Origin of the sequence: Streptomyces sp. NPDC007808 (assembly GCF_042868655.1) — a bacterium.
GTDB lineage: Bacteria > Actinomycetota > Actinomycetes > Streptomycetales > Streptomycetaceae > Streptomyces.
Window position 1 is genome coordinate 85,718 of the sequence record NZ_JBIAEQ010000006.1, and the last position, 25,577, is coordinate 111,294.

Below are 25,577 nucleotides of genomic sequence, written 5' to 3' on the forward strand. Positions count from 1 at the left end.
TGGCGAGGTCTTGACGGTTTACCAGAGCAGTGGCAGCGTGAGAGCCAACCTCACACAAATAATCAGTGCCCTGATTAACTCGGGTGCTGACGCTCGGGAAGAGATGGGGCTCCTCGGATGGACAAGGTGGTCGCCACGGCCCTGGAGGCGGTGGCCGATGTGGGCGAGGGCGCGTCGCTCGCGGTGGGTGGCTTCGGACTGAGCGGTGTGCCGAACGCGCTGATCCAGGCGCTGTACGAGCGTGGCGTGTCCGGGCTGTCGGTCGTCTCCAACAACTGCGGGGCGATGGAGTCGGGGCTGGCCATCCTGCTCTCGGCGGGGCGGATCGCGCGGGTGACCGGCTCCTACATCGGCGCCAACAAGGAGTTCGCCCGCCAGTACCTGGCCGGGGAGCTGGAGGTGGAGATGATCCCGCAGGGCACGCTGGCCGAGCGGCTGCGGGCCGGCGGGGCGGGAATCCCCGCCTTCTACACGCCGGCCGGGGTGGGCACGCAGGTCGCCGAGGGCGGGCTGCCCTGGCGCTACGACGGCTCCGGCGGGATCGCGCTCGCCTCACCGCCCAAGGAGGTGCGCGAGTTCGACGGCACCGAGTACGTGCTGGAGCGCGGGATCCGCACCGACTTCGCGCTGGTGCGGGCGGCGAAGGGCGACCGGCACGGGAACCTGGTGTTCAACAAGTCCTCCCGGAACTTCAACCCGCTGGCCGCGATGGCCGGGCGGGTGACGATCGCCGAGGTGGAGGAGCTCGTGGAGCCCGGGGAGATCGATCCGGACGCGGTGCACCTTCCGGGGATCTTCGTGCAGCGGGTGGTGGCTCTCACGCCGGAGCAGGCCGCCGACAAGGGCATCGAGAAGCGGACGGTGAGCAGCTGATGGCCTGGACACGTGAGGAGATGGCCGCGCGGGCCGCGCGCGAGCTCCGGGACGGGCAGTACGTCAATCTGGGCATCGGGCTGCCGACGCTGATCCCGAACCACCTGCCCGAGGGCGTCGAGGTCGTCCTGGAGTCCGAGAACGGCATCCTGGGCACCGGCCCCTACCCCACCGAGGACGCCGTGGACCCCGACCTGATCAACGCGGGCAAGGAGACGGTGACCGTCCTGCCGGGCGCCGCCTTCTTCGACTCGGCGCTGTCCTTCTCGATGATCAGGGGCGGGCACATCGATGTCGCGGTACTCGGTGCCATGCAGGTGTCCGAGAAGGGCGACCTGGCGAACTGGGCGATCCCCGGCAAGATGATCACCGGGATCGGCGGGGCGATGGACCTCGTCCACGGCGCCCGCACGGTCATCGTCGTGATGACCCACACCGCCAAGGACGGCTCGGCCAAGATCCTCACCGAGTGCGCGCTCCCCCTGACGGGCGCGGCGTGCGTGGACCGGATCATCACCGATCTCGGGGTGCTGGACGTCACCGGCGAAGGCCTGGTGCTCGTGGAGACCGCGCCGGGCGTGAGTGTCGACGAGATCACCGCGAGGACCGACGCGAAACTCACCGTCGCGGAGAATCTGCTGTGAAGACCGTGTACATCGTCGACGCCGTCCGCACACCGATCGGCCGCTACAACGGTGCTCTCGCCCCCGTACGCCCCGACGACCTGGCCGCGCACACCCTGCGCGCACTCATCGGCCGTACGCCCGCCCTGGACCCGTCCCGCATCGAGGACGTGTACTTCGGCAACGCCAACGGCGCCGGCGAGGAGAACCGCAACGTGGCCCGCATGGCGGCGCTCCTCGCCGGCCTGCCCACCTCCGTACCCGGCGTGACCGTCAACCGGCTGTGCGCGTCGGGACTGGAAGCCGTCGTCCAGGCGGCCCGCGCCATCGCGGTCGGCGACGCCTCCATCGCCGTCGCGGGCGGCGTGGAGTCGATGACGAGGGCACCGTACGTGCTGCCCAAGTCCGACAAGCCGTTCCCGGCCGGGCACACGGAGCTGTACTCCACCACCCTCGGCTGGCGCATGGTCAACCCCAGGATGGAACCGCGGTGGACCATCCCCCTGGGCGAGTCCGCGGAGCTGATCGCCGAGAAGCACAAGATCAGCCGGGAGCAGCAGGACGAGTTCGCCCTGCACAGCCACCGCAAGGCCGCCAGGGCCCAGGCGGAGGGCCTGTTCGACGCCGAGCTCGCGCCCTTCCCGATCCCGCGAGGCAAGGGTGATCCGGTCGTCTTCGGCGCCGACGAATGCGTACGGCCCGATGCCTCGCCGACCGCGATGGCGGGGCTCAGACCGTCCTTCCGCACCTTGGAGGGGACCGTCACCGCGGGCAACGCCTCCCCGCTCAGCGACGGTGCCGCCGCCCTGCTCCTCGTCGACGAGGAGGGCCTGAGGGCCACCGGCCGCGAACCCCTCGCCCGTGTCCGCGCCACCGGTGTCCACGCCCTCGACCCCGACTACTTCGGCCTCGCCCCCGTCGAGGCCGTCAACCGGGCCCTCGCCAAGGCGGGCAGGACGTTCGACGACCTGTCGGTCCTCGAACTGAACGAGGCCTTCGCGGCCCAGGTGCTGGGCTGCGTCGCCGAGTGGCCCGACCTCGACCCGGCGATCCTCAACCCGCAGGGCGGCGCCATCGCCCTCGGCCATCCGCTGGGCGCCTCCGGTGCCCGCCTCGCCGGTACCGTCGCCCACCAACTCGCCCGCCGGGGCGGCGGAGTCGGTGTCGCCACCCTCTGCATCGGCGTCGGCCAGGGCCTCGCCCTCGTCCTCGAACGCTGAGAAACCCAGGAACCCGCAGGGAGCCCCATGACTCTCACCCAGCACGACATCGACCAGGAGATCGCGGCCGAGCACGCCGCGTACGAGAAGCGGATCGCCGACGGCGCCCCCGTCGAGCACCACCCGCGCCGCGACTACGCGCCGTACCGCTCCTCCGTCCTGCGCCACCCCAAGCAGCCGCCGATCGCCATCGACGTCACCAAGGACCCGGAGCTGGTGGAGCTGTCCTCCCCCGCCTTCGGCGAGCGCGACATCACCGAGATCGACCACGACCTGACCCGGCAGCACGACGGCGAGCCGATCGGTGAGCGCATCACCGTCTCGGGCCGGCTCCTCGACCGCGACGGCCGCCCGATCCGCGGCCAGCTCATCGAGATCTGGCAGGCGAACTCGGCCGGTCGCTACGCCCATCAGCGCGAGCAGCACGACGCCCCGCTCGACCCGAACTTCACCGGTGTCGGCCGCACCCTGACCGACGACGGCGGCCGCTACGCGTTCACCACCGTCCAGCCGGGCCCGTACCCGTGGAGCCAGCACGTCAACGCCTGGCGGCCGGCCCACATCCACTTCTCGCTGTTCGGCACGGCGTTCACCCAGCGGCTCGTGACGCAGATGTACTTCCCGAACGACCCGCTGTTCCCCTACGACCCGATCATCCAGTCGGTGACGGACGACGCGGCCCGGCAGCGACTGGTCGCGACCTACGACCACAGCCTGTCGGTGCCGGAGTTCTCGATGGGCTACCACTGGGACATCGTGCTCGACGGCCCGCACGCCACCTGGATCGAAGAAGGACGCTGAGCTGCCATGACGAAGATCGACACGAGCCGTCCGGAGACCGTGCTCCCCACTCCGTCGCACACGGTCGGCCCCTTCTACGGACACGCCCTGCCCTTCCCCGGCGGCGGTGACATCGCGCCGGTCGGCCACCCGGACACGATCGCCCTGCAGGGCTACGTCACCGACGGCGCGGGCAAGCCGCTGCCGGACGCCTTCCTGGAGCTGTGGGGTCCCGACCCGGACGGCAACCTGCCGCGGGTCGACGGCTCGATGCGGCGCGACCCGGCGAGCGGCGGCTTCCTGGGCCGCAACGGCGTGGAGTTCACCGGCTGGGGGCGCGTCCAGACCGATGCGAACGGGCACTGGACCGCGCGGACGCTGCGGCCGGGGGCACGCGGGCGCAGCGCGCCCCATCTCAGCGTGTGCGTCTTCGCACGCGGGCTGCTGGTGCACCTGTTCACCCGGATCTACCTGCCCGGCGACGAGGCCGCGCACGCCGCCGACCCGCTGCTGTCCCGGCTGGACGCGGAACGCCGCGACACGCTGATCGCGGTGGACCAGGGCCGCGGGACATACCGTTTCGACATCCGCCTTCAGGGCGAAGGCGAGACGGTCTTCCTGGAGTTCCGGTGACACCACCTGTCGACCCCGCCGTATCCGAAGCCGACGTCGGCCTGCTGGCCCCGGGGCGGGTCGGCTCCCCCGCCGCCGCCGCGACGAGCGACACCGCCTGCCTGCGGGCGCTGCTCGACGCGGAGGCCGCGCTGACCCGGGCCCAGGGGGCGCTCGGTCTCGCCCCCGCCGAGGCGGCCACGGCGGTGACCGAGGCGGCCGGCGGCCACCCCTTCGACATGCGGTCCCTGGCCGAGCGGGCCCGCGCGGGCGGCAACCCCGTGATCCCTCTGGTCGCGGAGCTGACGAAGGCGGTCGGCGACGAGTACGGCCCCTACGTCCACCGGGGCGCGACCAGCCAGGACATCATGGACACGGCCCTGATGCTGGTCGCCGTGCGCACCCTCGACCTGATCCTCGGCGACCTCGGCCGCACCGAACGGGCACTGGCCGCTCTGGCCGCCGAGCACCGGGACACCGTGATGCCCGGGCGCACACTGACCCAGCACGCCGTGCCGACCACGTTCGGACTGAAGGCGGCCGGATGGCGGTCGCTGGTCCTCGACGCCCGGGACCGGGCCGCGGCCGTACGGGACTCGCTGCCCGCCCAACTCGGAGGCGCGGCCGGGACGCTGGCCGCCTTCGGGGCGTACGGCGCGAGTGATCCGACCGCGCTGCCGGCGGCGTACGCCCTCGAACTCGGCCTGCGGACGCCCACCCTGCCGTGGCACACCCTGCGCACCCCCGTCGCCGACCTCGCCGGGTGTCTCGCCTTCACGGCGGGCGCGCTCGGCAAGCTCGCGGCGGACGTCCTCACCCTTTCCCGGACCGAGATCGCCGAGGTCGCGGAGGGCGGCGGCGGGAGTTCGTCCGCCATGCCGCACAAGTCCAATCCCGTACGCTCCACCCTCATCGCCTCCGCGGCACGGCGCGCGCCCCAGCTCGCGGCCGTCCTGTACGGCGCGCTGGCCGCGGAGGACGAACGGCCGGCCGGCGCCTGGCACGCGGAGTGGGAGCCTCTCAGGGACCTGCTGCGGCTGGTCGGCGGGGCCGCCCGGGACGCCGTCGAACTGGCCGAGGGACTACGGGTCGAGGACCACGCCATGCGCGAACACCTCGACCTCACCCATGGGTTGATCGTCTCCGAGCGGCTGGCCGCCGAGCTGGCCCCGGCGCTGGGCCGGGACCACGCCAAGGAGCTGCTCACCAGACTGGCCCTGGCGGGTGAACCACTCGACGGGGCACCGGAGTTGGCGGACGTCGACCTCGACCCCACGCACTACACCGGCTCCGCGGGAGCCCTCACCGACCGCGCTCTGGAGCGACGTTGAAACTGCTGCACCACCGTGCCGAAGGACCCGCTTGCGGGCCTCCCCTGCTGCTCGGGCCCTCGCTCGGCACCTCGTACGCCCTGTGGGAGAAGGTCGCGCCGGAGCTGTCGATCACGCATCGGGTGATCCGCTGGGATCTGCCGGGGCACGGCGGTTCGGCGGGCGATCTCATCGCGGCGGGGGCCACGGTCGGTGACCTCGCCGGCCTGGTGCTCGCGCTCGCCGACACGCTCGGGATCGAGCGGTTCGCGTACGCCGGGGTGTCGCTGGGCGGTGCGGTGGGCCTGCACCTCGCCGTGCACCACCCCGAGCGCGTCGAGTCCCTGGCCGTGATCTGCTCGTCGGCCCACTTCAACGGTGCGAAGCCGTGGCGGGAGCGGGCCGCGCTGGTGCGGCGCGAGGGGCTGGCGGCTCTCGCCGAGACCGCGAACGACCGCTGGTTCACCTCCGGCTTCACCGTGCCCGAGCTGGTCCAGGACCACCGGGACGCCGACCCGGAGGCGTACGCAGCATGCTGTGACGCGCTCGCCGCCTTCGACGTGCGCGACCGGCTGGCCGGGATCCGCGCGCCCACGCTGGTGATCGCCGGACGCGAGGACCCCGCGACCCCGCCGGCCCATCTGCGGGAGATCGCGGACGCCGTGCCGGGTGCCGCGCTGGTCGAGATCCCGGGCGCCTCGCATCTGGCTCCGGCGCAGTGCCCGGAGGCCGTGCTGACGGCCCTGCGTGCCCACCTGGGCGGGAGTGCCGGGCGGGGCATGGAGGTACGGCGACAGGTGCTCGGGGACACCCATGTGGACCGTGCGCAGGCTCGGCAGACCGCCTTCACGGCCCGCTTCCAGGACTTCATCTCCCGTTACGCCTGGGGCGAGATCTGGACCGATCCGACGCTCAGCCGGCGCGAGCGCAGCATGATCACCCTGACGGCGCTGGTGGCGCACGGCCACCACGAGGAGCTGGCCATGCACGTACGGGCGGCCCGGCGCAACGGGCTGTCCCCCGACGAGATCGGTGCGGTACTGCTCCAGACGGCCGTGTACTGCGGTGTTCCGGCGGCGAACTCGGCGTTCGCGACGGCCCAGCGCGTGCTCGCCGAGGAGTCCGAGGAAGACGCCGGCACCTCAGGGTGACCCCGGCGGTCGTACGCTCGGCGGCGCCTCGCACATGTCTCCACCCGTGCCTACGGTGGAGACATGCCGACCGTTCTGCTCACCGGCGCCACCTCGGGGCTCGGCCGCCACGTCGCCTTCGAGCTGGTCCGTGCCGGGCACCGTGTCCTCGCGCACGGACGGGACGCGGACCGCACCGAGGGGCTCGTCGAGGAGCTGCGGGCCGAGGGCGAGGCCGAGGGGTTCGTCGCCGACCTGGCCTCGCTGGGGCAGGTCCGGGAGCTGGCGGCCCATGTCGCCGGGGCGCACCCCGAACTCGATGTGCTGATCAACAACGCGGCCGTGGGCACCGGGCCGCCCGGGTCCGGGCGGGAACTCAGTGCCGACGGGCACGAACTGCGGCTGGCCGTGGATTACTTGGCGCCGGTCGCGCTGACCCGCGCCCTGCTCCCGGTGCTGCGCTCCAACGCTCCCGCGCGGGTGGTGAACGTGGGCTCGGCCGGACAGGAGCCCCTCGACTTCGACGATCCGGAGTCGACCCGCGGCTACTCGGGACTCTCGGCGTACTGCCGCGCCAAGTTCGCCCTCGCCGCGTACACGTTCGTCCTCGCCGAGGAGCTTCGGGGCACCGGCGTCTCGGTGAACGTGGTGCACCCGGCGACCCACATGGACACGGCGATGGTCCGCGAGGGCGGCTTCCCGCCCCGGCACACGGTCGCCGACGGCGCACCCGGTGTCCTGGCACTGGCCACCCGGGACCTGGGGACGGGCCGGTACTTCGACGGCACCCGTCCGGCACGGGCGCACGAGGGGACGTACGACCCCGAGGTCCGCAAACGGCTGGCGGCGGTCACCGCCCAGCTGCTGGCCCTCTGAGCGATCCGGCCCCGCCTACACCAGCCCCGCCAGCAGGGCCGCCTCCGCCTGTGCCACCAGTGCGTCCGCTCCGCACGAGCGGGCCAGTGTCAGACCTCGCCGCAGCTCCGCGGACGAGCGGGCGGCGATGCCGAACTCGACACGGGCGGCCGCGTGCTCGTACTGGCAGGGCGATGCCTCCAGATAGGTCACGGCCTGCTCGGCCAGGCGTACCGCGCGCTGGCCGGTCTCCAGGGCGGCGGCGCAGCGCAGAGCCTCGCCGATGGCGGTGTCGGTGCCGAGGCGCTCGGCGCGGCGGCGGACGTCGGTGGCGAGCCGGCCGGCGCGCGCCGGGTCCTCGTTGGCGAGGGCGCGGGTCAGGTCGACGGCCCAGGGCACCAGCACCGGGTTGTGGTGGCCGCGCACCGCCGCCGCCTTCTCCGCCGCCTCCAGTTCGTTGATGCCCTCCTTGGTGCGGCCGACCGCGAGGAGCAGGCGACCGCGGACCGAGCGGGGGTCGGGCAGGACGATGGTGGACGGGTAGGGCGGGGCGAAGCCGTACTCCTCGGCGACCTGCCACGCCTGCTCGACATGACCGCGGGCGAGCAGGGTGTCGACGAGGTTGCAGGTCGCGGACCAGTGCAGGGGCAGTCGGCGGCCGACGCGCTCGGCGAGCGCCAGCGACTTGCGCAGGGACGCCTCGGCCTCGCGGAGCCGGCCGCGTCTGCGGTGCCCGAGGCCGACGTAGGCGTGGGCCAGGGAGAGGTGACCGCCGCTCCACCCGGCGGACTCGTAGGCGCGCAGGGCCTCGTTGTAGAGGGTCTCGGCCCGGTCGAGCCGGTCGGTGAAGGCGTAGGAGCTGGCCAGCATCATCGGCAGCTCAAGGCCCCATTCGGGGTCGGTCCAGCCGAGTCCGGGGGCGAGGCGGCCGTTGATGAGGGCACGGTCGCACAGTTCGACGACCTCTTCGGCGTTCTCGCCGCGGGCCATGGCGTCGAAGCCGCGCAGGATGAGCAGGGCGCGCTCGGCGTTGTCGCGGCCGGTGCAGGTGGCGGCGAGTTCGGCGAGGCGTGCGGAGCGTCCCGCGGCGGTCGCCTCGCCCGCGTGGATGCCCTCCCACATGAACTGCACCGCTTGGAGCCGGAGTTTGACCGGCCCGGCCGGGTGGCGTGCGGCCTCCGCCTCGACGGTGCGGACGGCCTCCTCCAACTGGTCGTTGTGGAGCAGGGCCTGGGAGAGGCGGTAGACGGCGTCGATGCGTTCGTCGCCGTCCAGGCCGGGCATGGCGAGGGCGGTCTGGAGGTGGTCGATGGTGGTGGCGGGCGCGGTGAGGAGGGTGGCGCAGCCGAGTTCGTGGAGCACGCGCGCGTGGACCTCGGGCTGCGGCGGTTCGAGCAGGGCCCGCTCCAGGCAGCGGCGGGCGGCGTCGGGCGCGCCGACGGCCAGGTGTTCACGGGCGGCCTCGCGCAGTTGCTCGACGAGTTCCTCGTCGCTGTCCGGGTGGACTTCGAGCAGGTGGCGGGCTGCGACGGCGGCTCCCCGGCCGTTGTCGGTGACGACCCGGGCGGCGATGCCGTGCATCGCGGTGCGCAGCGCGTCGGGGATGGAGTTGTACACGGCGGTGGCGATCAGGGGGTGCACGAACTGCAGCTCGCCGTCGTCCGGTTGGACCCCCGCCGGGTCGGGCTCGGTGAGGATGCGCGCGGTGCGCAGCAGGTCGGCGCAGCGCACGGCGTCGTCGAGGCTCATGGTGGCCAGCTCGGCCACCAGGTCGACGGAGATGCCGGTGCCGAGGATCGCCGCCGCCCAGGCGAACCGGGTGGCGTCGATGCCGAGCGTCTCCAGGCGGGCGACGAGTCCGCCGCCGCGTGCCGCGCGGTTCAGGGCGCGCAGTTCGCCGGCCGCGGACTCGGTCGGCTCGAACTCGCTGTCCTGCACCTTGGCGAGGAGTTCGACGGTCTCGTACGGGTTGCCGCCGGTGACGGCCCAGACCTCACGGCAGAACGGGGCGTCGGCGTGCGCGCCCAGGGTGGCGCGGGTGAGGCCGGTGGTGGCGTCCGGGGTGAGGGCGCTGAGGTTGGCGACGGAGCTGCCGGCGGCTGCGACCGTGTCCAGGTGGCGGGCGCTGTCGCCGCCGACCTCGCCGGGGCGGCGGGCCACCATGACCAGGACGTTCTGCTCGCCCACCCGTTCGGCGAACGCGGCGAGCCAGCGCAGGGACTCCTGGTCGGCCCAGTGGGCGTCGTCGATCAGCAGCACCAGCGGCCAGTCGCGCCGGGCCAGGCGGCGCACCGCGGCCACGAGGCCGTCGCACACGCCCTGCGGATCGGCCTGGCGCTCACCGGGGTCCGTGATGCCCAGGGCGGGTCCGGCGATGTCGTACCAGTCGCCGAGGTACTCGCGTGCCTCTTCCGGCATCAGCGACAGCAGCGCGGGCTGCATCAGCTGCCGTACGACGTTGAAGGGGACGGAGCTCAGGGTCTCGCTGCCGCGGGCCGCCCACACCGTGCAGCCACGGGCTTCGGCGATACGGCGGGTTTCGGCCAGCAGTGCGGTCTTGCCCAGTCCGGCCTCGCCCCGGAGCACCAGGAGACTGCCCGAGGAGGACTTGTCCGTGCACAGGGTGTCGAGCGCCCGCTCGACGACGGCGAGTTCCTCGTCACGCTCCCACAGGGCGGCCGAGGCGGCCGGTGTGGGCCGTACCTCCGTCATCTCGCTCCCTCCCCAAGTAGCCCGAACGACGTTCAGGTCGAGCGTAGCCGTCCGGTCGACCGAGCGGAGGGTGCTCGGGGCAGCTGTTGCCGTGAAGGGTGACGGCGGGTCGGACGGGCGACGCGCAGGGTCCCCGACCTGCCCGGCTGAAACTTACTCATAGTCAAAAACCGTCGGTGGCAAGGCGCGTGCACGATTCCCGCGGTCCGTGACCGTGGCCCGGCCCACCGGTCGACGGGCGGCGCGGGGGTCCAGCGGCGGGTCGGCGGTGCACGGCGCGGACGGGGCCCGGGCCGGGTCCGTGACGCTGCCGGCGGATGACGTCGTCGCCTCGCTGACCTCGCCCACGGCCCGCACGATCGCCGTGGCCGTGCGGGCGCCGCGGGCGACGGAGGTGATCGCCTCGGGTGGCGGGCCGTGTGATCACGCCGGGACGCGACGCCCTGCACCCCGGCCACCACCTGCTCGGCAGTGGCCTGTGCGGCCTGTCGTGGAGTGTGGTCGGCCGGGATCCGCGGGCCCGTGACCCGGGTCCTCTCATCCGGCTTTCACCGAGACCTCATACGGTGGGCCCATGACGCAGGTGACTCCACCCGGCTGGTACCCCGACCCCGGCCGGAAAAGTGACGGTCCGCCCACCGAGCGCTGGTGGGACGGCAAGGCATGGACGGACCAGGTCCGGCCCGCGGGGTCGGCCGCGGCGTGGGCCCCTCCGCAGCCGCCGGGCCCGCCCGTGGGGCAGCCGACGGCCCCCGGGGCGCCTGCGGCCTACCCGGGGTATCCGGTGCACCCGGGGTATCCCGGTCAGGTGCAGTCGGGTGGGCGGCGTGGTCTGCGTACGGGCATAGCCGTGGGCGTGGCGGCCGTGGTGCTCGCGAGCATCGGCGTCGGTGTGTACGCGCTGACCGCCGACGGCGGCTCGGGAGGCGGTGGCGCCGAGTCGCAGCGGCGGGGCCCCGGTGGGCCCGGCGGGCCCTTCGGTGACCCGGACGGCGGCGGTGGCGGGGGCGGCGGGCGCTCGCCCTCTCCGGACGGGTCCCAAGGGCCGCGGGTCGAGAGCGGCGCGGTGACGGACTCGGTGAACGGGATCAGCCTGCCGGTGCCGGACGGCTGGTACGGCGAGAAGATCAACTGGGGTGCGCAGGTGTCGTCCGACGACAGCTACAAGTGCCCCGACGGCACCTCCGACCGCTGCACGAAGGGCGGCGCCTACTCGGCGCCCGCACTCGTGCTCGGCACCAAGGGCGACACGGCCGAGGAGATCGCCAAGGCGGACATCTCCGAGAACGCGGAGCAGTCCTACGGCAAGGGGTACGGCGAGATCACCTCGCACCAGGTGCTGGCCTCCAAGGCGGTGACGGTGGCCGGGCAGAAGGGCTACATGGTCCGCTGGAAGGCCGTCACCAGCAAGGGTGCCGACGGCTATGTCGAGTCCCTCGCCTTCCCGTCGCCCGTCAACGAACAGCAGCTCGTCGTGGTCCGGTTCGGCGTCGACGTCGACGAGGGGCAGGCGGTCCTGGACGAGATCACCAAGGGCATCAAGGTGTCCACGGGCGGCGGCGACGGCCAGGAGGTCTAGGGAGTCCCGGGCGGCCGGGTGGGGTGCCCCTCCGCTCAAGGGGAACCCCACCCGGCCGGGGGGTGCGCGCCGCCCCCGTCCCCACGGTGCGGCGCGGAAACAGGTCGCCGCCCAGTCATCCCGTGGACGGCGGCCTGAGTCTCAGGTCAGTCCCAGGCAGGGCAGCACGGCCGCCTCCACGAAGCCGACCAAGTAGTCGGGGTCGGCGTCCTCGCCCTCCAGGACGGGACGGGCGCGCAACACACCGAAGATCTGGGCCGGGACGTACTCCAGCGCCGGGTGGTCGGCGGCCACCTCGCCTCGGGCCACTCCCCGTCGCAGGAGCTCCTTCAGCGCGTCGATCTCGGGTTCGATGAGCGCCTCGCGCAGGGCGCACCTGAGTTCCGGGTCCTGCGTCGCCGCGTGACCGAGTGCCTGGAAGAGCCGGGTGTCCTTGCCCGACCAGGCGCCCGCGACCCGCGCGGCCTGGCGCAGGTCCCCGGCGAGCGTGCCGGTGTCGATGCCCTCGAAGCGGCTCCGGCGGCTGGCGCGCAGGGCGGCCGCCACGAACTGCGGCTTGGTCTTCCACTGCCGGTAGAGCGTGGACTTGCTGCAGCGCGTGCTGGCGGCGACGCCCTCCATGGTGACCGCGTCGTAGCCGCACGCGCGGATCTGTTCGAGCACGGCGTCGAAGAACTCCCGCTCACGCTCGGGCGTGATCTTGGAGCGGCGCGAGGCGATGACCGTCTCCGGTCCGTCCGCTGCCTGGGACGTCATGACTCTTCTCCTCACTCGGTGCGACGACCGGTACGACCGGCGGTGGGTGGCCCCGACTCCAGTGTGTCGCACGTCTATCGATACGCCACTGTACCGGAACGGTCGCGTATCGGTACAGTGGCGTATCGGTACAGATGCGTTTCGGTACGCAGACGTATCGATGCCACACGCACCAACCGTTCGGCGAAAGGGCCGGGGGAATGAATGGCCGCACCGAGCCCGCACCGACGCGGACCGCGCCGACGCAGACCGCACCGACGCAGACCGCACCAACGACGCGGCCCCCGCTCGTCCGTGAACTCCTGCTGGTCGCCGGGCTCTTCGTCGTCTACAAGTCGGGCCGACAACTGGCCACCGGCCACACCGGCGAGGCCTTCCGCAACGCCGACCGCGTCTGGGACCTCGAAAGAGCCCTCCACCTGCCCGGCGAGGGCTCGGTGCAGCACCTGCTGCTGCACGGCGACACGCTCATACGCCTCGCGAACACCTATTACGCGACCGTCCACTTCCCGGCCACCGCCGCCTTCCTGATCTGGCTCTGGCTGCGGCGCCCCGCGCACTACGTCTGGTCCCGCCGCGTCCTCGCCACCGTCACCGCGGCCGCCCTCGTGGTCCATCTGGCGTTCCCGCTGGCCCCGCCGCGCATGCCGGCCGCGACCGGCCTGATCGACACCGGGCGGGTCTACGGCCCCTCCGTGTACGGCTCCCCCGAGACCGACCATCTGTCGAACCAGTTCGCGGCGATGCCGTCACTGCACTTCGGCTGGGCCCTGATGGTGGCGATCGGGCTGATCGTGGCGACCCGGTCGCGGTGGCGTCCGCTGTGGCTGCTGCATCCCCTGGTGACCCTGCTGGTCATCGTGGGCACGGCCAACCACTACTGGCTCGACGCGATCGTGGCGACGGCCCTGCTCGGCCTGGCGCTCGCCGCGGTCGGCCGTCCCGGGCTCACGGCCGCGACGGCCGGGCGCGGCGCCGACCGGTTCGCCCCGGCCGAGGCGGCCCGCAGCGGGAAGAGCGCCGAGAAGGACGTCATACTCGCGGGAGCGACCCGATGAACGCCACCGTCCTCGCCGTCACTCTGTCGCTGTTCTCCGCCGCCGCCTACGCCGCCGCGGCCGTCGCGCAGGAGCGGCTGGCCGCCCGCGCCCCCGGCACGGGCCTCGTAAGGCTGCTGGGCTCCGGTGCCTGGTGGGGGTCGGTCCTGCTCAACGGCTCCGGCGCCCTGCTGCACGTCGTGGCGCTCACCTACGGCCCGCTGACCGTGGTCCAACCGCTCGGTGCGCTCACCCTGGTCGCCGCGGTACCGCTGGGCGCGCGACTCGCGGGGCGGCGGGTCGGCGCGGTCGAGTGGCGGGGTACGGCCCTGACCCTGGCCGGGCTGTCGGCGATCCTCGTCACGGCGTCCGGACCCGCCCCCCAGGACGTGCTGAGCGCGCCCCAGGCGCTTGCGGTCGCGGCGGTGACGACGGCGCTGATCGGCATGCTCTCGTGGCCGGGCGCCCGGCCCGGCCTTCGGCACGCGACCGCGTCCGGCATCGCCTCCGGGGTCGCCTCGGCGCTCACGCAGACCGTGACGGTGGCCGCGTCCGACCGTGCCGGTTCGCTGCTCAGCGTGCAGGTGGTCGGGGTGGCCCTGCTGGTCGCGGCCTTCGCGGCGAGCGGACTGCTGCTGTCGCAGACCGCCTACCGGGGCGGCCTGGGCGCCCCGCTGGCGGTGGTGACCCTCGCCAACCCGCTGGCCGCCGCGCTGATCGGCCTCGTCCTGCTCGGCGAGCGCCTACAGGGCGGCGCGGTGGGCGTGCTCCTCGCGTCGGCCGGTGCGGGGCTCGCGTCCTGGGGCGTGGTGCTGCTCAGCCGGGCCGCGCCGGAGCCGACCGGCATGGACGGTGAGCCGATCGACCCCGCCTCCGGGGCGGACCACCCCGTGGCCGCGGTCCTGGCCCTGGAGCCCGGGTCGGCCGCCCCGGAACCGGCGTTGGTGCCCCGGCAGCCGGAACCGGGGCACCTCAGCGCGCTGTGAACGGACCTCCGGTGGGGACTACTCCGTGATGATCGCCGGGTCGCTGACCCCGGGCCGCCCGTTCTCGACGTGCCCCGCGAACCGCCGCAGGAACGCCGGGTCGGTGTCCGAGGTGACGGTCAGGTCGTACCAGCGCCTGCTCGCCGCGAGGTCGATCCTGCGGCACACGGTGGCGCCGGGTCGTACCGTCACCGTCGTGGGGCGACCGCCGTACCCGTCGACGATCTTCAGGCGGGCGCTCCCCTTCCCGTTGTTGGTGCAGGTCAGCTCGATGTCGTCGCCCCGGTGCCGCGCGGTGACCTCGGGCCCGCCGACCTTGTTCGAGCCCTTGAACCAGCGCACGAAGCCTCCCGGGCCGTGCACGGTCAGGTCGTAGGAGCCGTTCGAGTACGCCGAGTTCCAGGTGTCGGCGATGCTCTTGCCCGCCTCGGTGGTGTACGTCCACGGGCCGTCGGCGCGGTTGCCCGAGGTGACGTGGAAGGCGGCACCGGCCTTGGCGCCGGAGGCGAAGGTGAGCGTGAACCCGCCCGCGGCCACGTCCACCGAGCCGTCCACGTGCGGGGCGTACTTCAGCGGGCGCGACGGGCGCAGGCCGGGCTCCTGCCCGGGCATGTCCGGGTCGGCCGGGGGCGTGGGCCGGTAGTCGGGGTGACGCTCGCGGTCCGGCGGCTCGTACGCCTCGGTCCCCGGCAGCGCGGCCGGGCGGCTGTCCTTGCGGGAGAAGTCGAAGGCCGAGGTCAGGTCGCCGCAGACGGCCCGGCGCCACGGCGAGATGTTGGTCTCCCGGACGCCGAAGCGGCGCTCCATGAACCGCAGGATCGAGGTGTGGTCGAGGGTCTCGGAGCAGACGTAGCCGCCCTTGCTCCACGGCGAGACGACCAGCATGGGCACGCGCGGGCCGAGGCCGTAGGCACCCGCCGGGCGCTTGCTGTCGCCGGGGTACAGGTCGAGGGAGACGTCGACCGTGGACCTGCCCCGCGAGGCGTCCTTCGGCGGGAGCGGCGGCACCACGTGGTCGAAGAAGCCGTCGTTCTCGTCGTAGGTGATGAACAGAGCGGTTTTCGACCAGACCTCGGGGTTGGAGGTGAGGGCGTCCAGCACCTGGGCGATGTACCAGGCGCCGTAGTTCGAGGGCCAGTTGGAGTGCTCGGAGAAGGCCTCGGGGGCGGCGATCCAGGAGATCTGCGGCAGCCTGCCGGCCTTGACGTCGGCGCGCAGCCGGTCGAAGTAGCCGTCGCCGTTCTTGACGTCGGTCCCGGTGCGGGCCTTGTCGTACCAGGGGTCGCCGGGCTTCGCCTCGCGGTACTTGTTGAAGTACAGCAGCGAGTTGTCGCCGTAGTTGCCCCGGTAGGCGTCCGCGATCCAGCCCCAGGAGCCGGCCGCGTCGAGTCCGTCGCCGATGTCCTGGTAGATCTTCCAGGAGATGCCGGCCTGCTCCAGGCGCTCGGGGTAGGTCGTCCAGCCGTAGCCGAGCTCGTCGTTGCCGAGCACCGGGCCGCCGCCGGTGCCGTCGTTGCCCGTGCAACCCGTCCACATGTAGTAGCGGTTCGGGTCGGTGGAGCCGATGAAGGAGCAGTGGTAGGCGTCGCAGACGGTGAAGGCGTCGGCGAGGGCGTAGTGGAAGGGGATGTCCTCGCGGGTCAGGTACGCCATCGTCGTGGTGCCCTTGGCGGGAATCCACTGGTCGTACCTGCCGCCGTTGTAGGCCTGCTGGCCGTCGTTCCAGCCGTGCGGCAGGCCCTCCAGGAACTGCATCCCGAGGTCGTCGGCGTCCGGGTGGAACGGCAGGACGTCCTTGGTGCCGTTCGACTGGTGCCAGATGGACGTGCCGTTGCCGTGCTTCACCGGGTGCGGGTCGCCGAACCCGCGGACGCCGCGCAGCTTGCCGAAGTAGTGGTCGAAGGAACGGTTCTCCTGCATCAGGACGACGATGTGCTCGACGTCCTGGATCGACCCGGTGCGGTGGTTCGCCGGGAGGGCGGCGGCCCGCTGGATGCTGCTCGACAGTGCCGTGAACGCCGTCGTGGCGCCCGCGAGTTGGAGGAATCTGCGCCGGTTGACTTCGGGCATGAGTGAGGGCCCTCTTCCCATAGGGGGGTGGTGTGACCGGCCGTTGGTGACGGAATGCGCGCGGAAGGAGTGTTCCAGGAGCACCAAACGTCAGGGAAGGGTCCGGTGGCGCTCGTGTGAAAGTCGCCGGTACGGGAGGTGTGCCGGCGCCGGTCCACGGGGATGGTCGCGACCATGACACAGACGACGCGCACGGGTTCCCCGCCCGCGAACCGGCCCGCACGTCAGCTTCTCGCGGCCTCCGTGGGCAACGCCGTGGAGTGGTACGACTGGTACGCCTACACCTTCCTGGCCACCTTCATCGCCGCCCAGATCTTCCCCAAGGGCGCCGGCAACTCCCTGGTGCCGCTGCTGTCGACGTTCGCGGTCTTCGCGGTGGGCTTCTTCATGCGGCCGGTGGGCGGGCTGCTCATGGGTGCGATCGCGGACCGCCGCGGCAGGCGGACCGCCCTGACGGTCACCATCCTGCTGATGGGCGGCAGCAGCCTGCTGGTCGGCCTGACCCCGACGTACGCGTCGGCAGGCGTCCTCGCCCCGGTGATCCTGGTCCTCGCCCGGCTCCTGCAAGGACTGTCCGTCGGCGGCGAGTTCGCGGCGTCGACGACCTTCCTGGTCGAGTCGGCCGGACCGGGCCGCCGCGGGCTGTTCTCCAGCTTCCAGTACGTGTCGACGACCACCGGGCAGCTGGTGGCGTCCGGCATCACGGCCCTCTTGGTGGACACGTTGAGCGAGGACCAGATGAACGGCTGGGGGTGGCGGGTGCCGTTCGTCCTCGGGGCCGTGCTGAGCCTGGTCGGCTTCTGGATCCGGCAGGGCGCCCAGGAGACGAGGAGCGCCGAGCAGCAACAGGCTCCCCGTCCCGGCCTGTTGGAGGCGCTGCGGCGCCATCCGCGCCAGTCCCTGCTGATCTGCGGGATCACGGCGGGCGGCACGATCGCGTACTACACGTGGACGTCATACCTGCCGACGTACGCCGAACTCAACGCCGGCGTCGAGAAGTCCGACGCGCTGCTCGCGGGCACCATATCGCTGGCCTTCTTCGCCCTGCTCCAGCCCGTCGGCGGACTGCTCTCCGACCGCTTCGGCCGCCGTCCCCTGCTCCTCTTCTCCGGCCTGGGGTTCACCCTCCTGACCGTCCCCCTGCTGCACGCCCTGCGCGACTCCTTCACGGTGCTGCTGCTGGTGCAGTGCGCCGGCATGGTGCTGCTGACCGGGTTCACGTCGATCAGCGCGGCCGTGAACGCCGAGCTGTTTCCGCCGCGGGTGCGGGCGGCCGGTATCGGGTTCCCGTACTCGCTGACGGTGGCGCTGTTCGGGGGCACGGCGCCGTACGTGGGGACGCAGTTCAAGGAACTCGGGCACGCGGATCTCTTCCCCTGGTACGTCGCCGCCCTGTGCCTCGGCTCCTCGCTGGTGTACCTGCGGCTTCCCGAGACGGCGCACAAGGCGTTGCGGCGCTGAGCCCGCCTCCGCGCCGTCCGGGACCCGGTCGTCAGATCCGTCCGCCGGTCAGCCGGGTGATCGGACCCAGCGTCCGGCGGCCCGCACGCCGGCCGGCCGCGTACGACGTCGCGCCCAGGGCGGTCAGTCCCGCGCCCAGCCCCGCGGCGAGCACCTTGCGCTGGGCAATGACCGTCCAGGCCGTCTTGGCGAGGGTCACCGCCTGACCCGATGCGGCGACGACGGCCTGCCGGCCGGACTCGACACGCTCGGCCGCCGTGTGGGCGACCTTGGTGGTCACCTCGGCCGCGCGCCCCGCGCCACGTCCCGCCGTGTCCGCCGCCGCGGACGCCGCGTCACCGGTCTTGTCGGCCGCCTTCTCCGCCGCCCTGGACGCCGGTGCGGTCGCCTTCGCCGCGGTGCTTCGGGCCTTGGACGCCGTCCCGCGCGTCGATCCGGACTGCTGATTCGTGTCGTTGTTCGAAGGGCTCATGGACAACGCGTTGCCGCTCCCTTCGACGCCAAACACGTTCGGGCCGGCCCATGTGCGCCGGGCCCCCGACGGCCGCCCTCACTTCCACAGGTCGTCGCTCGCACAGACGTGGGCGCCCATGTTCCGTTCCATCATGCGGAGCGCGGCGTCGGCCAGGTCGGAGTGGATGTGGGCCACCGCGTCCCGGGGGACGGTCACGTCGAGGTGGCGGATGTGCGCGTCCAGCGCCGAGTAGAGGACGCACTGCTCGGTGACCTGCCCGGTGAGGACCAGCCGGTCGATGCCCTGCTGGGACAGCAGGTACCCCAGGGGGGTCTCGAAGAAGATCGAGTGCCGGGCCTTGACGACGAAGAGGGAGCTGCTGTCGGGCCGCAGCGGATCGACGAGCGAGGCGTGCGGCCCGGCGAGCGCCTTGTCCAGGAGCTCACCGTGGTGCGAGCGCCACTCGCCGAAGTTGTCGTTGACGTAGATGACGGGGGCGCCGCTCCCGCGCGCCCGTTTGAGAAGTGCGGCGACGTTCGGCACCACTTTCGCCGCGGCGGGCAGAAGCAGGTCGGCGTCGGCGTGATCGTAGGTGTTGATCATGTCGATGACGATCAGCGCGGTCGTGCCCATGCTCTCCAGGGTGCCCCGAAACACGCCGACGCGCCTCACACGGCCCCAGGAGGTCACCGGAGCCACGCTGCGACGTCGGCCCCTTCCCTTAGGTACACGGGGATCCGTTCCAGCGGGGCCTGCGCGTCCAGCCGCGTACCGCCCGTCAGCACGCGCCCGGTGATCGCGTCGAGCCACCGCGCGCCGACCGGCAGATACACCTGGCGGGCCCGCGCGCCCGCCTCGTACACCGGTGCCACCAGCACATCGGGGCCGAGCAGGAACTGGTCGTCCACGTCCCACGCCCGTGGGTCCTCGGGGAAGTCGAAGAACAGCGGGCGCATCGCCGGGGCGCCGGTGCGGTGGGCCTCCTCGGACAGCCGGGTCAGGTACGGGCGCAGCCGCTCGCGGAGCATCAGGTGGTCGCGGAGGATGCCGTACGCCTCTTCGCCGTAGGACCAGACTTCGTTGGGACCCCCGGTCATGTCCGTGGAGAACGCGGGATGGTTGGGCCGGCGGTCCCCGTGCAGCCGCATGACGGGGCTGAAGGTGCCGTACTGGAACCACCTGATCAGCAGCTCGCGGTACGCGGGGTCGTCCGGGTCGCCGCCGGCGAAGCCGCCGATGTCGGTGTTCCACCAGGGGATGCCGCTCATCGCGACGTTCAACCCGGCCCTGATCTGGCGTGCGAGGGAGTCGAAGGTGGTGGGGACGTCACCGGACCACAGCAGGGCCCCGTGCCGCTGGCTGCCCGCCCACGCGGAACGGACCAGCGAAAGCGGCCGGTCCTCGCCCGCCGCGCGCAGGCCGTCGGCCACCGCGCGGGTGTGCAGCAGGGGGTAGAGGTTCGCGGCCTCGGCAGCCGGCCCGGCCGCGTAGACGGCGCGGTCGGCGACCTCCCGGGGCAGATCGGGCTCGCAGGCGTCCAGCCAGAAGCAACCCACCCCCAGCGCACGGTAGTTGTCGGCCAGCCGCTGCCACAGCGCGGCGCGGGCCCCGGGATGGGTGGCGTCGTAGTACGCCATGGGGAGCGTCAGCGCCTGCCCGGCCTCCCGGGACGGCCACGCGCAGGTGAGCAGAGCGCCGTCCGCGTCCCGAACGAGGTGTCCGCGGGTGCGCAGCTCGTCGTAGGTGTCGCTGCCGGGTTCGACGGTCGGCCACACCGAGACCGCGAGTTTCACCCCGAGGCCCGCCAACTCCTCGGTCATGGCCGCGGGGTCGGGCCACTCGCTCTCCTCGAAGCGCCAGTCACCCATCTTCGGCCAGTGGAAGAAGTCGCAGACGATGACGGACAGCGGCAGCCCTCGCTCCTTGTACTCCCGCGCCACCGCCAGGAGTTCGTCCTGAGTGCGGTAGCGCAGTCTCGACTGCCAGAAACCGGACGCCCACTCGGGGAGGAGGGGCGGGCGCCCGGTGACCAGGGTGTAGGCGTCGAGGATCTGGGCCGGGGTGTCCCCGGCGGTGATCCAGTAGTCGATCCGCCGGCCGCCGTCGGCGGTCCACCGGGTGGTGTCGGCGCCGAGCTCGACGCGGCCGGTGGCGGGGTTGTTCCACAGCAGTCCGTAGCCGCGCGAGGAGTGCAGGAAGGGGATGGCGGCCACGGTGTTGCCCTGGACGAGGTCGATCACACAGCCCTTCTGGTCCAGGCGCCCGTGCAGATGCTGCCCGAGGCCGTGCAGCCGTTCCCCTTCGTACGCCTCGAAATGCTGCTCCGTGCGGCCGCCCGCCGCGTGGACGCGAGGGCCGGCGTGATGGGTGTAGGGCGCCTTGTCCGCGAGGAGTTCACGGCCCGAGACGGCGTGGCAGAACCTCAGCCGGCCGTCGGCCGAGGCCTCGACGGCGAGGCGGCCGTTGCGGAGACGGGCACGGCCGTCGTCCGGTACGAGCACTTCGGCCTGCGGGGAGGGCGAGGGCGGGCTCTCCAGCGCGCTCGGGGCGGTGGGGTCGATGCTCCCCGATGAGGCCCGGACCCGGACGGCGTCCGGCCCCCAGGGCTCGATGCGGAGGACTTCTTCGGCGGTGTGCCGTTCCAAGCCGCCTTCACGGACACGGTAGGACAAGGGGAATTCCTCGGTTCGGCTCAAGTGCCCGGGCACATGGTCCGTGCGGGCAGGGGCTGCTGTCGGTGTCCACGCCTTCATCCGAAGCGGCGCAGGCGGGGCGGGAGCCCTGTCGACAGTTCGAGCTGACCTTTTCCAGCTCTCCCCCTCCTCACACTCGTCACAGCACTCCAATGTCTGACACAGCGTCAGACGACCGGCCGAACACATACCCGCAGGTAATAAAGTTCTTCGTGTCGCAAGACTAGACAGAGGCAACGTTCGTATTCGTTAATCCATCCCATGTATCAGTGGAGAGTGCTGATGGGATCGAGACCTCCTATGAATGCCAGGCCTCGTTGTCCAGCAGGGCTGCCGCCTGGCTGACAGGGGCCGCCAACGGCTCCGCTGTGATGTCGTCGGCCTGCGACGTACGGCGCCGCATCGGCAGCGGACCAGCCCGTGACCCACCGCGCCCGACCGTCCGACTGGCGGGCGAAGGCATCGACGGCCAAGCAGTCCCTCTCCCCCCACCGAAAGGTTCAAGATGTCTTCCTCCTTCAGCAGACGGCGTCTGCTGCAGGTGGCCGGGGCCACCGCCGCCGCCTCTGCCACCGGGTCCTTCGTCGGGGCGTCGGCCGCCCACGCGGCGGCCGTTCCCCCCGCCAGGGCCGACATCGGGGCCCTGGCGCACCCCTTCGAACTCGGCCAGGTCCGGCTCACCGCGAGCCGGTGGCTGGACAACCAGGACCGTACGCGGAACTACCTGCGGTTCGTCGATGTCGACCGGCTGCTGTACAACTTCCGCGCCAACCACCGGCTCTCCACCAACGGCGCCACCGCCAACGGCGGGTGGGACGAGCCGTCGTTCCCCTTCCGCACCCACGTGCAGGGGCACTTCCTCACGGCCTGGGCGCAGCTCTACGCGGTGACCGGCGACACCGTCTGCCGGGACAAGGCGACGTACATGGTCGCGGAGTTGGCCAAGTGCCAGGCCAACAACAGCGCCGCCGGTTTCGACACCGGGTACCTCTCCGGCTACCCCGAGTCCGACTTCACCGCTCTGGAGCAGCGGACCCTGAACAACGGCAACGTGCCGTACTACACCATCCACAAGACCCTCGCCGGCCTGCTGGACGTATGGCGCCACATCGGCAGCACGCAGGCCCGGGACGTCCTGCTCGCCCTCGCGGGATGGGTGGACCGGCGCACCGGCCGGCTGAGCAGCCAGCAGATGCAGGCCATGCTGCAGACCGAGTTCGGCGGCATGAACGCCGTGCTGACCGATCTTTACCAGCAGACCGGCGACGCACGGTGGCTCACCGTCGCCCGGCGGTTCGACCACGCCGCGGTGTTCGACCCCCTGGCCTCCAACCAGGACCGGCTCAACGGACTGCACGCCAACACCCAGGTGCCCAAGTGGATCGGGGCCGCCCGGGAGTACAAGGCCACCGGCACGACCCGGTACCGGGACATCGCCACCAACGCCTGGAACTTCTGCGTCGGCACGCACACCTACGCCATCGGCGGCAACAGCCAGGCCGAGCACTTCCGCGCCCCGAACGCCATCGCCGGCTATCTGAACAACGACACGTGCGAGAGCTGCAACACCTTCAACATGCTCCTCCTCACCCGGGAGCTGTTCGCGCTGGACCCGAACCGCGCCGCGCTGTTCGACTACTACGAGCGGGCATGGCTGAACCAGATGATCGGCCAGCAGAACCCGGCCGACGACCACGGCCATGTCACCTACTTCACGCCGCTCAACCCGGGAGGCCGGCGCGGTGTGGGCCCGGCGTGGGGCGGCGGCACCTGGAGCACGGACTACGGCACCTTCTGGTGCTGCCAGGGCACCGGCCTGGAGATGCACACCAGGCTGATGGACTCCATCTACTACCGCAGTGACGACACCCTGATCGTGAACCTGTTCGTGCCCTCGGTGCTCAACTGGTCGGAGCGCGGAATCACGGTCACCCAGACCACCACGTACCCCGTCAGCGACACCACGACCCTGCAGGTCACCGGCAACGTCAGCGGAACCTGGGCGATGCGCATCCGCATCCCGGACTGGACCACCGGGGCCACCATCAGCGTCAACGGCGCGGCGCAGAACATCACCACCACCCCCGGCAGCTACGCCACCGTGACGCGGTCCTGGACCTCCGGCGACACTGTGACCGTCCGCCTGCCCATGCGGGTCGTCATGCGAGCGGCCAACGACAACGCGAACGTCGCCGCGATCACCTACGGCCCGGTGGTCCTGTCCGGCAACTACGGCAACTCCGCGCTCAGTTCCCTGCCGAAGCTCGAGACGTCCTCGATTCGACGGTCCAGCGGCAGTTCGCTCGCCTTCACCGCCACGGCCAACGGCTCCACCGTCAACCTGGGCCCCTTCCACGACGCGCACGGCCACAACTACACCGTCTACTGGAACGCCGGCGGCAGCGTCCGCCTGGCCAACGTGGGCAGCGGTCTTCTGCTGGGCATCCAGAACATGTCGACGGCCGACGGGGGCCGCGCCCTGCAGTGGTCGGACAACGGCACCGCCGACCACGACTGGTACATGATCACCGACGGGAACGCGGTCCGTTTCCGCAACGCCCACAGCGGCAAGGTGCTCGGCGTCTTGAACATGTCCACGGCCGACGACGCGACCGTACTGCAGTGGTCGGACAACGGCACCGCCGACCACCGATGGACGCTGCTCGACCAGGGGGACGGCACCTTCAAGATCCGTAACGAGCACAGTGGAAAGCTGCTCGCCATCGCGGACAACTCCACCGCTGTCGGTGCGTTCGCGGTTCAGGACTCGGACGACGGCACCGCCGACAACCGGTGGCGCCTGCTGAGGAACTGAGAACCGGTCACGCTCCGCCCTTCAGTTTGCTCGACGCTTCGACCATTGTTCGACATAACGAACAACTGGGTCGGGTCGCAGCACCACAGTCCGGACAGCCTCCGCCGGGGCCGACCGGAACCGCTCACCCAAGAAATGAGGTCCCCATGCTCAGACGCACTTTCAGCCGCAGGCATCTGCCTGTGATGGTCGCGGCCCTGGTCGCCTCGGCGGCGACGCTCATCGCCGACCCGGCTCAGGCGGCCACCAGCGGCACCTTGCGCGGCACCGGCTCCGGCCGATGCCTCGATGTGCCGAACGCCAGCCAGACGGACGGCACGAACCTGCAGATCTGGGACTGCAACGGCGGGACCAACCAGCGGTGGACGCTGACGGACAACAACCAGCTGACCGTGTACGGCAACAAGTGCCTCGATGTTCCGGGCCACGCCAACACGGCCGGTACGCGGCCGGTGATCTGGTCCTGCAACGGCGGCACCAACCAGCAGTGGCGGGTCAACTCCGACGGCACGATCGTCGCCGTGGAGTCCGGGCTGTGCCTGGACGTCTCGGGCGGCGCCACGGCCAACGGCACGGCCGTGCAGCTGTGGAACTGCAACGGCGGCAACAACCAGAAGTGGACCGGCCTGACCGGGACGCCGAACACGTGTGCTCTTCCGTCGACGTACCGCTGGTCCTCGACCGGTCCGCTGGCCCAACCGTCGAACGGGTGGGCCTCGCTGAAGGACTTCACCACCGTGACGCACAACGGCCGGCACCTCGTCTACGCGACCTACTCCGACGGATCGTCGTGGAAGTCGATGGCGTTCAGCCCGTTCACGAACTGGTCGGACATGGCATCGGCCACCCAGACCGGGATGAGCCAGGGCGCGGTGGCTCCCAAGCTCTTCTATCTCTCGACCAAGAACATCTGGGTGCTGGCCTCGAACGGGTGGGGTACCCAGTGGCCCTTCGTCTACCGCACGTCGAGCGACCCCACCAACCCCAACGGCTGGTCCGCCCCGCAACCGCTGTTCACCGGCAGCCTCCCCGACGGCAGCGCGATCGACCCGACTCTGATCGCCGACGACCAGAGCATGCACATGTTCTTCGCCGGTGACAACGGCAAGATCTACAAGTCGACCATGCCGCTCGGGAACTTCCCGGCCAGCTTCGGCTCCTCGTACACGACGATCATGACCGACACGGTGAAGAACCTGTTCGAGGCGCCGGAGGTCTACAAGGTCCAGGGCCAGAACCAGTACCTCATGATCGTTGAGGCTCGCGGTGTGAACGAGGACCGCTTCTTCCGCTCGTTCACCGCCTCCAGCCTGAACGGACCGTGGACGCCGCAGGCCGCCACCGAGTCCAACCCCTTCGCGGGCAAGGCCAACAGCGGTGCCACCTGGACCAACAGCATCAGCCACGGTGACCTGGTCCGCAACAACCCCGACCAGACCATGACCGTCGACCCCTGCAACCTGCAGTTCCTCTACCAGGGCCTGTCCCCCGACACCCCGTCGGGCACCGACTACATCAAACTGCCGTACCGGCCGGGCCTGCTGACCCTGCAGCGCTGACCCGCGAGCACACGACCGGAAGCTGGTGACCGTGCCTGTCAGGCACGGTCAC

Annotated in this window: 20 protein-coding genes; 14 read left to right on the forward strand and 6 right to left on the reverse strand. The window is 71.7% G+C overall.

Annotation, left to right across the window (positions count from 1 at the left end; all coding sequences use genetic code 11):
• Nucleotides 1-117: 117 nt before the first annotated feature.
• The 8 genes from ACFYNL_RS22770 to ACFYNL_RS22805 all read left to right on the forward strand — a co-directional run bounded on the left by ACFYNL_RS22770 (nt 118) and on the right by ACFYNL_RS22805 (nt 7,424).
• Entirely contained in the window at nt 118-873 is a 756-nt protein-coding gene (locus ACFYNL_RS22770; protein ID WP_388806406.1) for a CoA transferase subunit A, read from the forward strand.
• Nucleotides 873-1,517 carry a CoA transferase subunit B gene (locus ACFYNL_RS22775; RefSeq protein WP_388806408.1) on the forward strand — a complete coding sequence of 215 codons (645 nt, stop codon included), beginning with the start codon at nt 873-875 and terminating at the stop codon, nt 1,515-1,517. Before ACFYNL_RS22770 ends, ACFYNL_RS22775 begins: the two co-directional genes overlap by 1 nt.
• Complete coding sequence (locus ACFYNL_RS22780; RefSeq protein WP_388806410.1) at nt 1,514-2,716, forward strand: thiolase family protein; 1,203 nt, start codon at nt 1,514-1,516, stop codon at nt 2,714-2,716. Before ACFYNL_RS22775 ends, ACFYNL_RS22780 begins: the two co-directional genes overlap by 4 nt.
• A 27-nt stretch (nt 2,717-2,743) precedes the next feature.
• Nucleotides 2,744-3,517: a protocatechuate 3,4-dioxygenase subunit beta gene (gene pcaH, locus ACFYNL_RS22785; RefSeq protein WP_388806412.1), complete on the forward strand. Its 774-nt coding sequence runs from the start codon at nt 2,744-2,746 to the stop codon at nt 3,515-3,517.
• A gap of 6 nt (nt 3,518-3,523) precedes the next feature.
• Nucleotides 3,524-4,129, forward strand: a complete 606-nt coding sequence (gene pcaG / locus ACFYNL_RS22790; protein ID WP_388806413.1) for a protocatechuate 3,4-dioxygenase subunit alpha — start codon at nt 3,524-3,526, stop codon at nt 4,127-4,129.
• Nucleotides 4,126-5,439 (forward strand): 3-carboxy-cis,cis-muconate cycloisomerase, encoded by a 1,314-nt coding sequence (gene pcaB, locus ACFYNL_RS22795; protein ID WP_388806415.1) that lies wholly within the window; start codon nt 4,126-4,128, stop codon nt 5,437-5,439. The genes pcaG and pcaB overlap by 4 nt, the downstream gene beginning before the upstream one ends.
• On the forward strand, nt 5,436-6,569 hold the full coding sequence (gene pcaD, locus ACFYNL_RS22800; RefSeq protein ID WP_388806416.1) for a 3-oxoadipate enol-lactonase: 1,134 nt from the start codon (nt 5,436-5,438) through the stop codon (nt 6,567-6,569). The genes pcaB and pcaD overlap by 4 nt, the downstream gene beginning before the upstream one ends.
• A 63-nt stretch (nt 6,570-6,632) precedes the next feature.
• The gene (locus ACFYNL_RS22805) at nt 6,633-7,424 is read left to right on the forward strand and encodes an SDR family NAD(P)-dependent oxidoreductase (RefSeq protein WP_388806418.1); all 792 of its coding nucleotides are present in this window, start codon (nt 6,633-6,635) and stop codon (nt 7,422-7,424) included.
• Nucleotides 7,425-7,439: 15 nt separating this feature from the next.
• On the opposite strand, the gene ACFYNL_RS22810 is transcribed toward ACFYNL_RS22805, so the two are convergent.
• Nucleotides 7,440-10,115, reverse strand: coding sequence for an ATP-binding protein (locus tag ACFYNL_RS22810; protein WP_388806419.1), 2,676 nt, complete (start codon nt 10,113-10,115; stop codon nt 7,440-7,442).
• Between the two features lie 574 nt (nt 10,116-10,689).
• Between ACFYNL_RS22810 and ACFYNL_RS22815 the strand changes: the two genes are divergently transcribed.
• Nucleotides 10,690-11,694: a DUF2510 domain-containing protein gene (locus ACFYNL_RS22815; RefSeq protein ID WP_388806421.1), complete on the forward strand. Its 1,005-nt coding sequence runs from the start codon at nt 10,690-10,692 to the stop codon at nt 11,692-11,694.
• 141 nt (nt 11,695-11,835) lie between these two features.
• Here the strand turns inward: ACFYNL_RS22815 and ACFYNL_RS22820 are convergent, their stop codons facing one another.
• Complete coding sequence (locus ACFYNL_RS22820) at nt 11,836-12,450, reverse strand: TetR/AcrR family transcriptional regulator C-terminal ligand-binding domain-containing protein (protein WP_388806423.1); 615 nt, start codon at nt 12,448-12,450, stop codon at nt 11,836-11,838.
• Between the two features lie 200 nt (nt 12,451-12,650).
• On the opposite strand from ACFYNL_RS22820, the gene ACFYNL_RS22825 reads away from it, so the two are divergent.
• Together ACFYNL_RS22825 and ACFYNL_RS22830 are read left to right on the forward strand one after the other, a co-directional pair.
• A complete protein-coding gene (locus ACFYNL_RS22825) occupies nt 12,651-13,508 on the forward strand; it encodes a phosphatase PAP2 family protein (protein WP_388806424.1) in 858 nt (285 codons plus the stop codon).
• A complete protein-coding gene (locus tag ACFYNL_RS22830; RefSeq protein ID WP_388806425.1) occupies nt 13,505-14,473 on the forward strand; it encodes a hypothetical protein in 969 nt (322 codons plus the stop codon). Before ACFYNL_RS22825 ends, ACFYNL_RS22830 begins: the two co-directional genes overlap by 4 nt.
• Nucleotides 14,474-14,491: 18 nt before the next feature.
• Here ACFYNL_RS22830 and ACFYNL_RS22835 read toward each other — a convergent pair whose 3' ends face one another.
• On the reverse strand, nt 14,492-16,543 hold the full coding sequence (locus ACFYNL_RS22835; protein WP_388806427.1) for a phosphocholine-specific phospholipase C: 2,052 nt from the start codon (nt 16,541-16,543) through the stop codon (nt 14,492-14,494).
• A 162-nt stretch (nt 16,544-16,705) separates the two neighbouring features.
• Here ACFYNL_RS22835 and ACFYNL_RS22840 point away from each other — a divergent pair, with 162 nt between their 5' ends.
• Nucleotides 16,706-18,004, forward strand: a complete 1,299-nt coding sequence (locus ACFYNL_RS22840; protein ID WP_388806429.1) for an MFS transporter — start codon at nt 16,706-16,708, stop codon at nt 18,002-18,004.
• A gap of 31 nt (nt 18,005-18,035) precedes the next feature.
• Here ACFYNL_RS22840 and ACFYNL_RS22845 read toward each other — a convergent pair whose 3' ends face one another.
• The 3 genes from ACFYNL_RS22845 to ACFYNL_RS22855 form a co-directional block, all read right to left on the reverse strand.
• Nucleotides 18,036-18,476: a hypothetical protein gene (locus ACFYNL_RS22845; RefSeq protein WP_388806431.1), complete on the reverse strand. Its 441-nt coding sequence runs from the start codon at nt 18,474-18,476 to the stop codon at nt 18,036-18,038.
• A 78-nt stretch (nt 18,477-18,554) separates the two neighbouring features.
• Entirely contained in the window at nt 18,555-19,091 is a 537-nt protein-coding gene (locus ACFYNL_RS22850; RefSeq protein WP_388806432.1) for a cysteine hydrolase family protein, read from the reverse strand.
• A gap of 53 nt (nt 19,092-19,144) precedes the next feature.
• Nucleotides 19,145-21,130 (reverse strand): TIM-barrel domain-containing protein, encoded by a 1,986-nt coding sequence (locus tag ACFYNL_RS22855; protein ID WP_388806434.1) that lies wholly within the window; start codon nt 21,128-21,130, stop codon nt 19,145-19,147.
• Between the two features lie 526 nt (nt 21,131-21,656).
• On the opposite strand from ACFYNL_RS22855, the gene ACFYNL_RS22860 reads away from it, so the two are divergent.
• Nucleotides 21,657-23,966, forward strand: coding sequence for a beta-L-arabinofuranosidase domain-containing protein (locus ACFYNL_RS22860; protein ID WP_388806436.1), 2,310 nt, complete (start codon nt 21,657-21,659; stop codon nt 23,964-23,966).
• A gap of 146 nt (nt 23,967-24,112) precedes the next feature.
• Nucleotides 24,113-25,525, forward strand: a complete 1,413-nt coding sequence (locus ACFYNL_RS22865; RefSeq protein ID WP_388806438.1) for a non-reducing end alpha-L-arabinofuranosidase family hydrolase — start codon at nt 24,113-24,115, stop codon at nt 25,523-25,525.
• Nucleotides 25,526-25,577: the final 52 nt, after the last annotated feature.

Bases quoted from the DNA above. Each gene is read 5' to 3' on its own strand.
- ACFYNL_RS22770 (WP_388806406.1), top strand. From the start codon at position 118: ATGGACAAGGTGGTCGCCACGGCCCTGGAGGCGGTGGCCGATGTGGGC.
- ACFYNL_RS22775 (WP_388806408.1), top strand. From the start codon at position 873: ATGGCCTGGACACGTGAGGAGATGGCCGCGCGGGCCGCGCGCGAGCTC.
- pcaH (WP_388806412.1), top strand. From the start codon at position 2,744: ATGACTCTCACCCAGCACGACATCGACCAGGAGATCGCGGCCGAGCAC.
- pcaG (WP_388806413.1), top strand. From the start codon at position 3,524: ATGACGAAGATCGACACGAGCCGTCCGGAGACCGTGCTCCCCACTCCG.
- ACFYNL_RS22805 (WP_388806418.1), top strand. From the start codon at position 6,633: ATGCCGACCGTTCTGCTCACCGGCGCCACCTCGGGGCTCGGCCGCCAC.
- ACFYNL_RS22810 (WP_388806419.1), bottom strand. From the start codon at position 10,115: ATGACGGAGGTACGGCCCACACCGGCCGCCTCGGCCGCCCTGTGGGAG.
- ACFYNL_RS22815 (WP_388806421.1), top strand. From the start codon at position 10,690: ATGACGCAGGTGACTCCACCCGGCTGGTACCCCGACCCCGGCCGGAAA.
- ACFYNL_RS22820 (WP_388806423.1), bottom strand. From the start codon at position 12,450: ATGACGTCCCAGGCAGCGGACGGACCGGAGACGGTCATCGCCTCGCGC.
- ACFYNL_RS22825 (WP_388806424.1), top strand. From the start codon at position 12,651: ATGAATGGCCGCACCGAGCCCGCACCGACGCGGACCGCGCCGACGCAG.
- ACFYNL_RS22830 (WP_388806425.1), top strand. From the start codon at position 13,505: ATGAACGCCACCGTCCTCGCCGTCACTCTGTCGCTGTTCTCCGCCGCC.
- ACFYNL_RS22835 (WP_388806427.1), bottom strand. From the start codon at position 16,543: ATGCCCGAAGTCAACCGGCGCAGATTCCTCCAACTCGCGGGCGCCACG.
- ACFYNL_RS22840 (WP_388806429.1), top strand. From the start codon at position 16,706: ATGGTCGCGACCATGACACAGACGACGCGCACGGGTTCCCCGCCCGCG.
- ACFYNL_RS22845 (WP_388806431.1), bottom strand. From the start codon at position 18,476: ATGAGCCCTTCGAACAACGACACGAATCAGCAGTCCGGATCGACGCGC.
- ACFYNL_RS22850 (WP_388806432.1), bottom strand. From the start codon at position 19,091: ATGGGCACGACCGCGCTGATCGTCATCGACATGATCAACACCTACGAT.
- ACFYNL_RS22860 (WP_388806436.1), top strand. From the start codon at position 21,657: ATGTCTTCCTCCTTCAGCAGACGGCGTCTGCTGCAGGTGGCCGGGGCC.
- ACFYNL_RS22865 (WP_388806438.1), top strand. From the start codon at position 24,113: ATGCTCAGACGCACTTTCAGCCGCAGGCATCTGCCTGTGATGGTCGCG.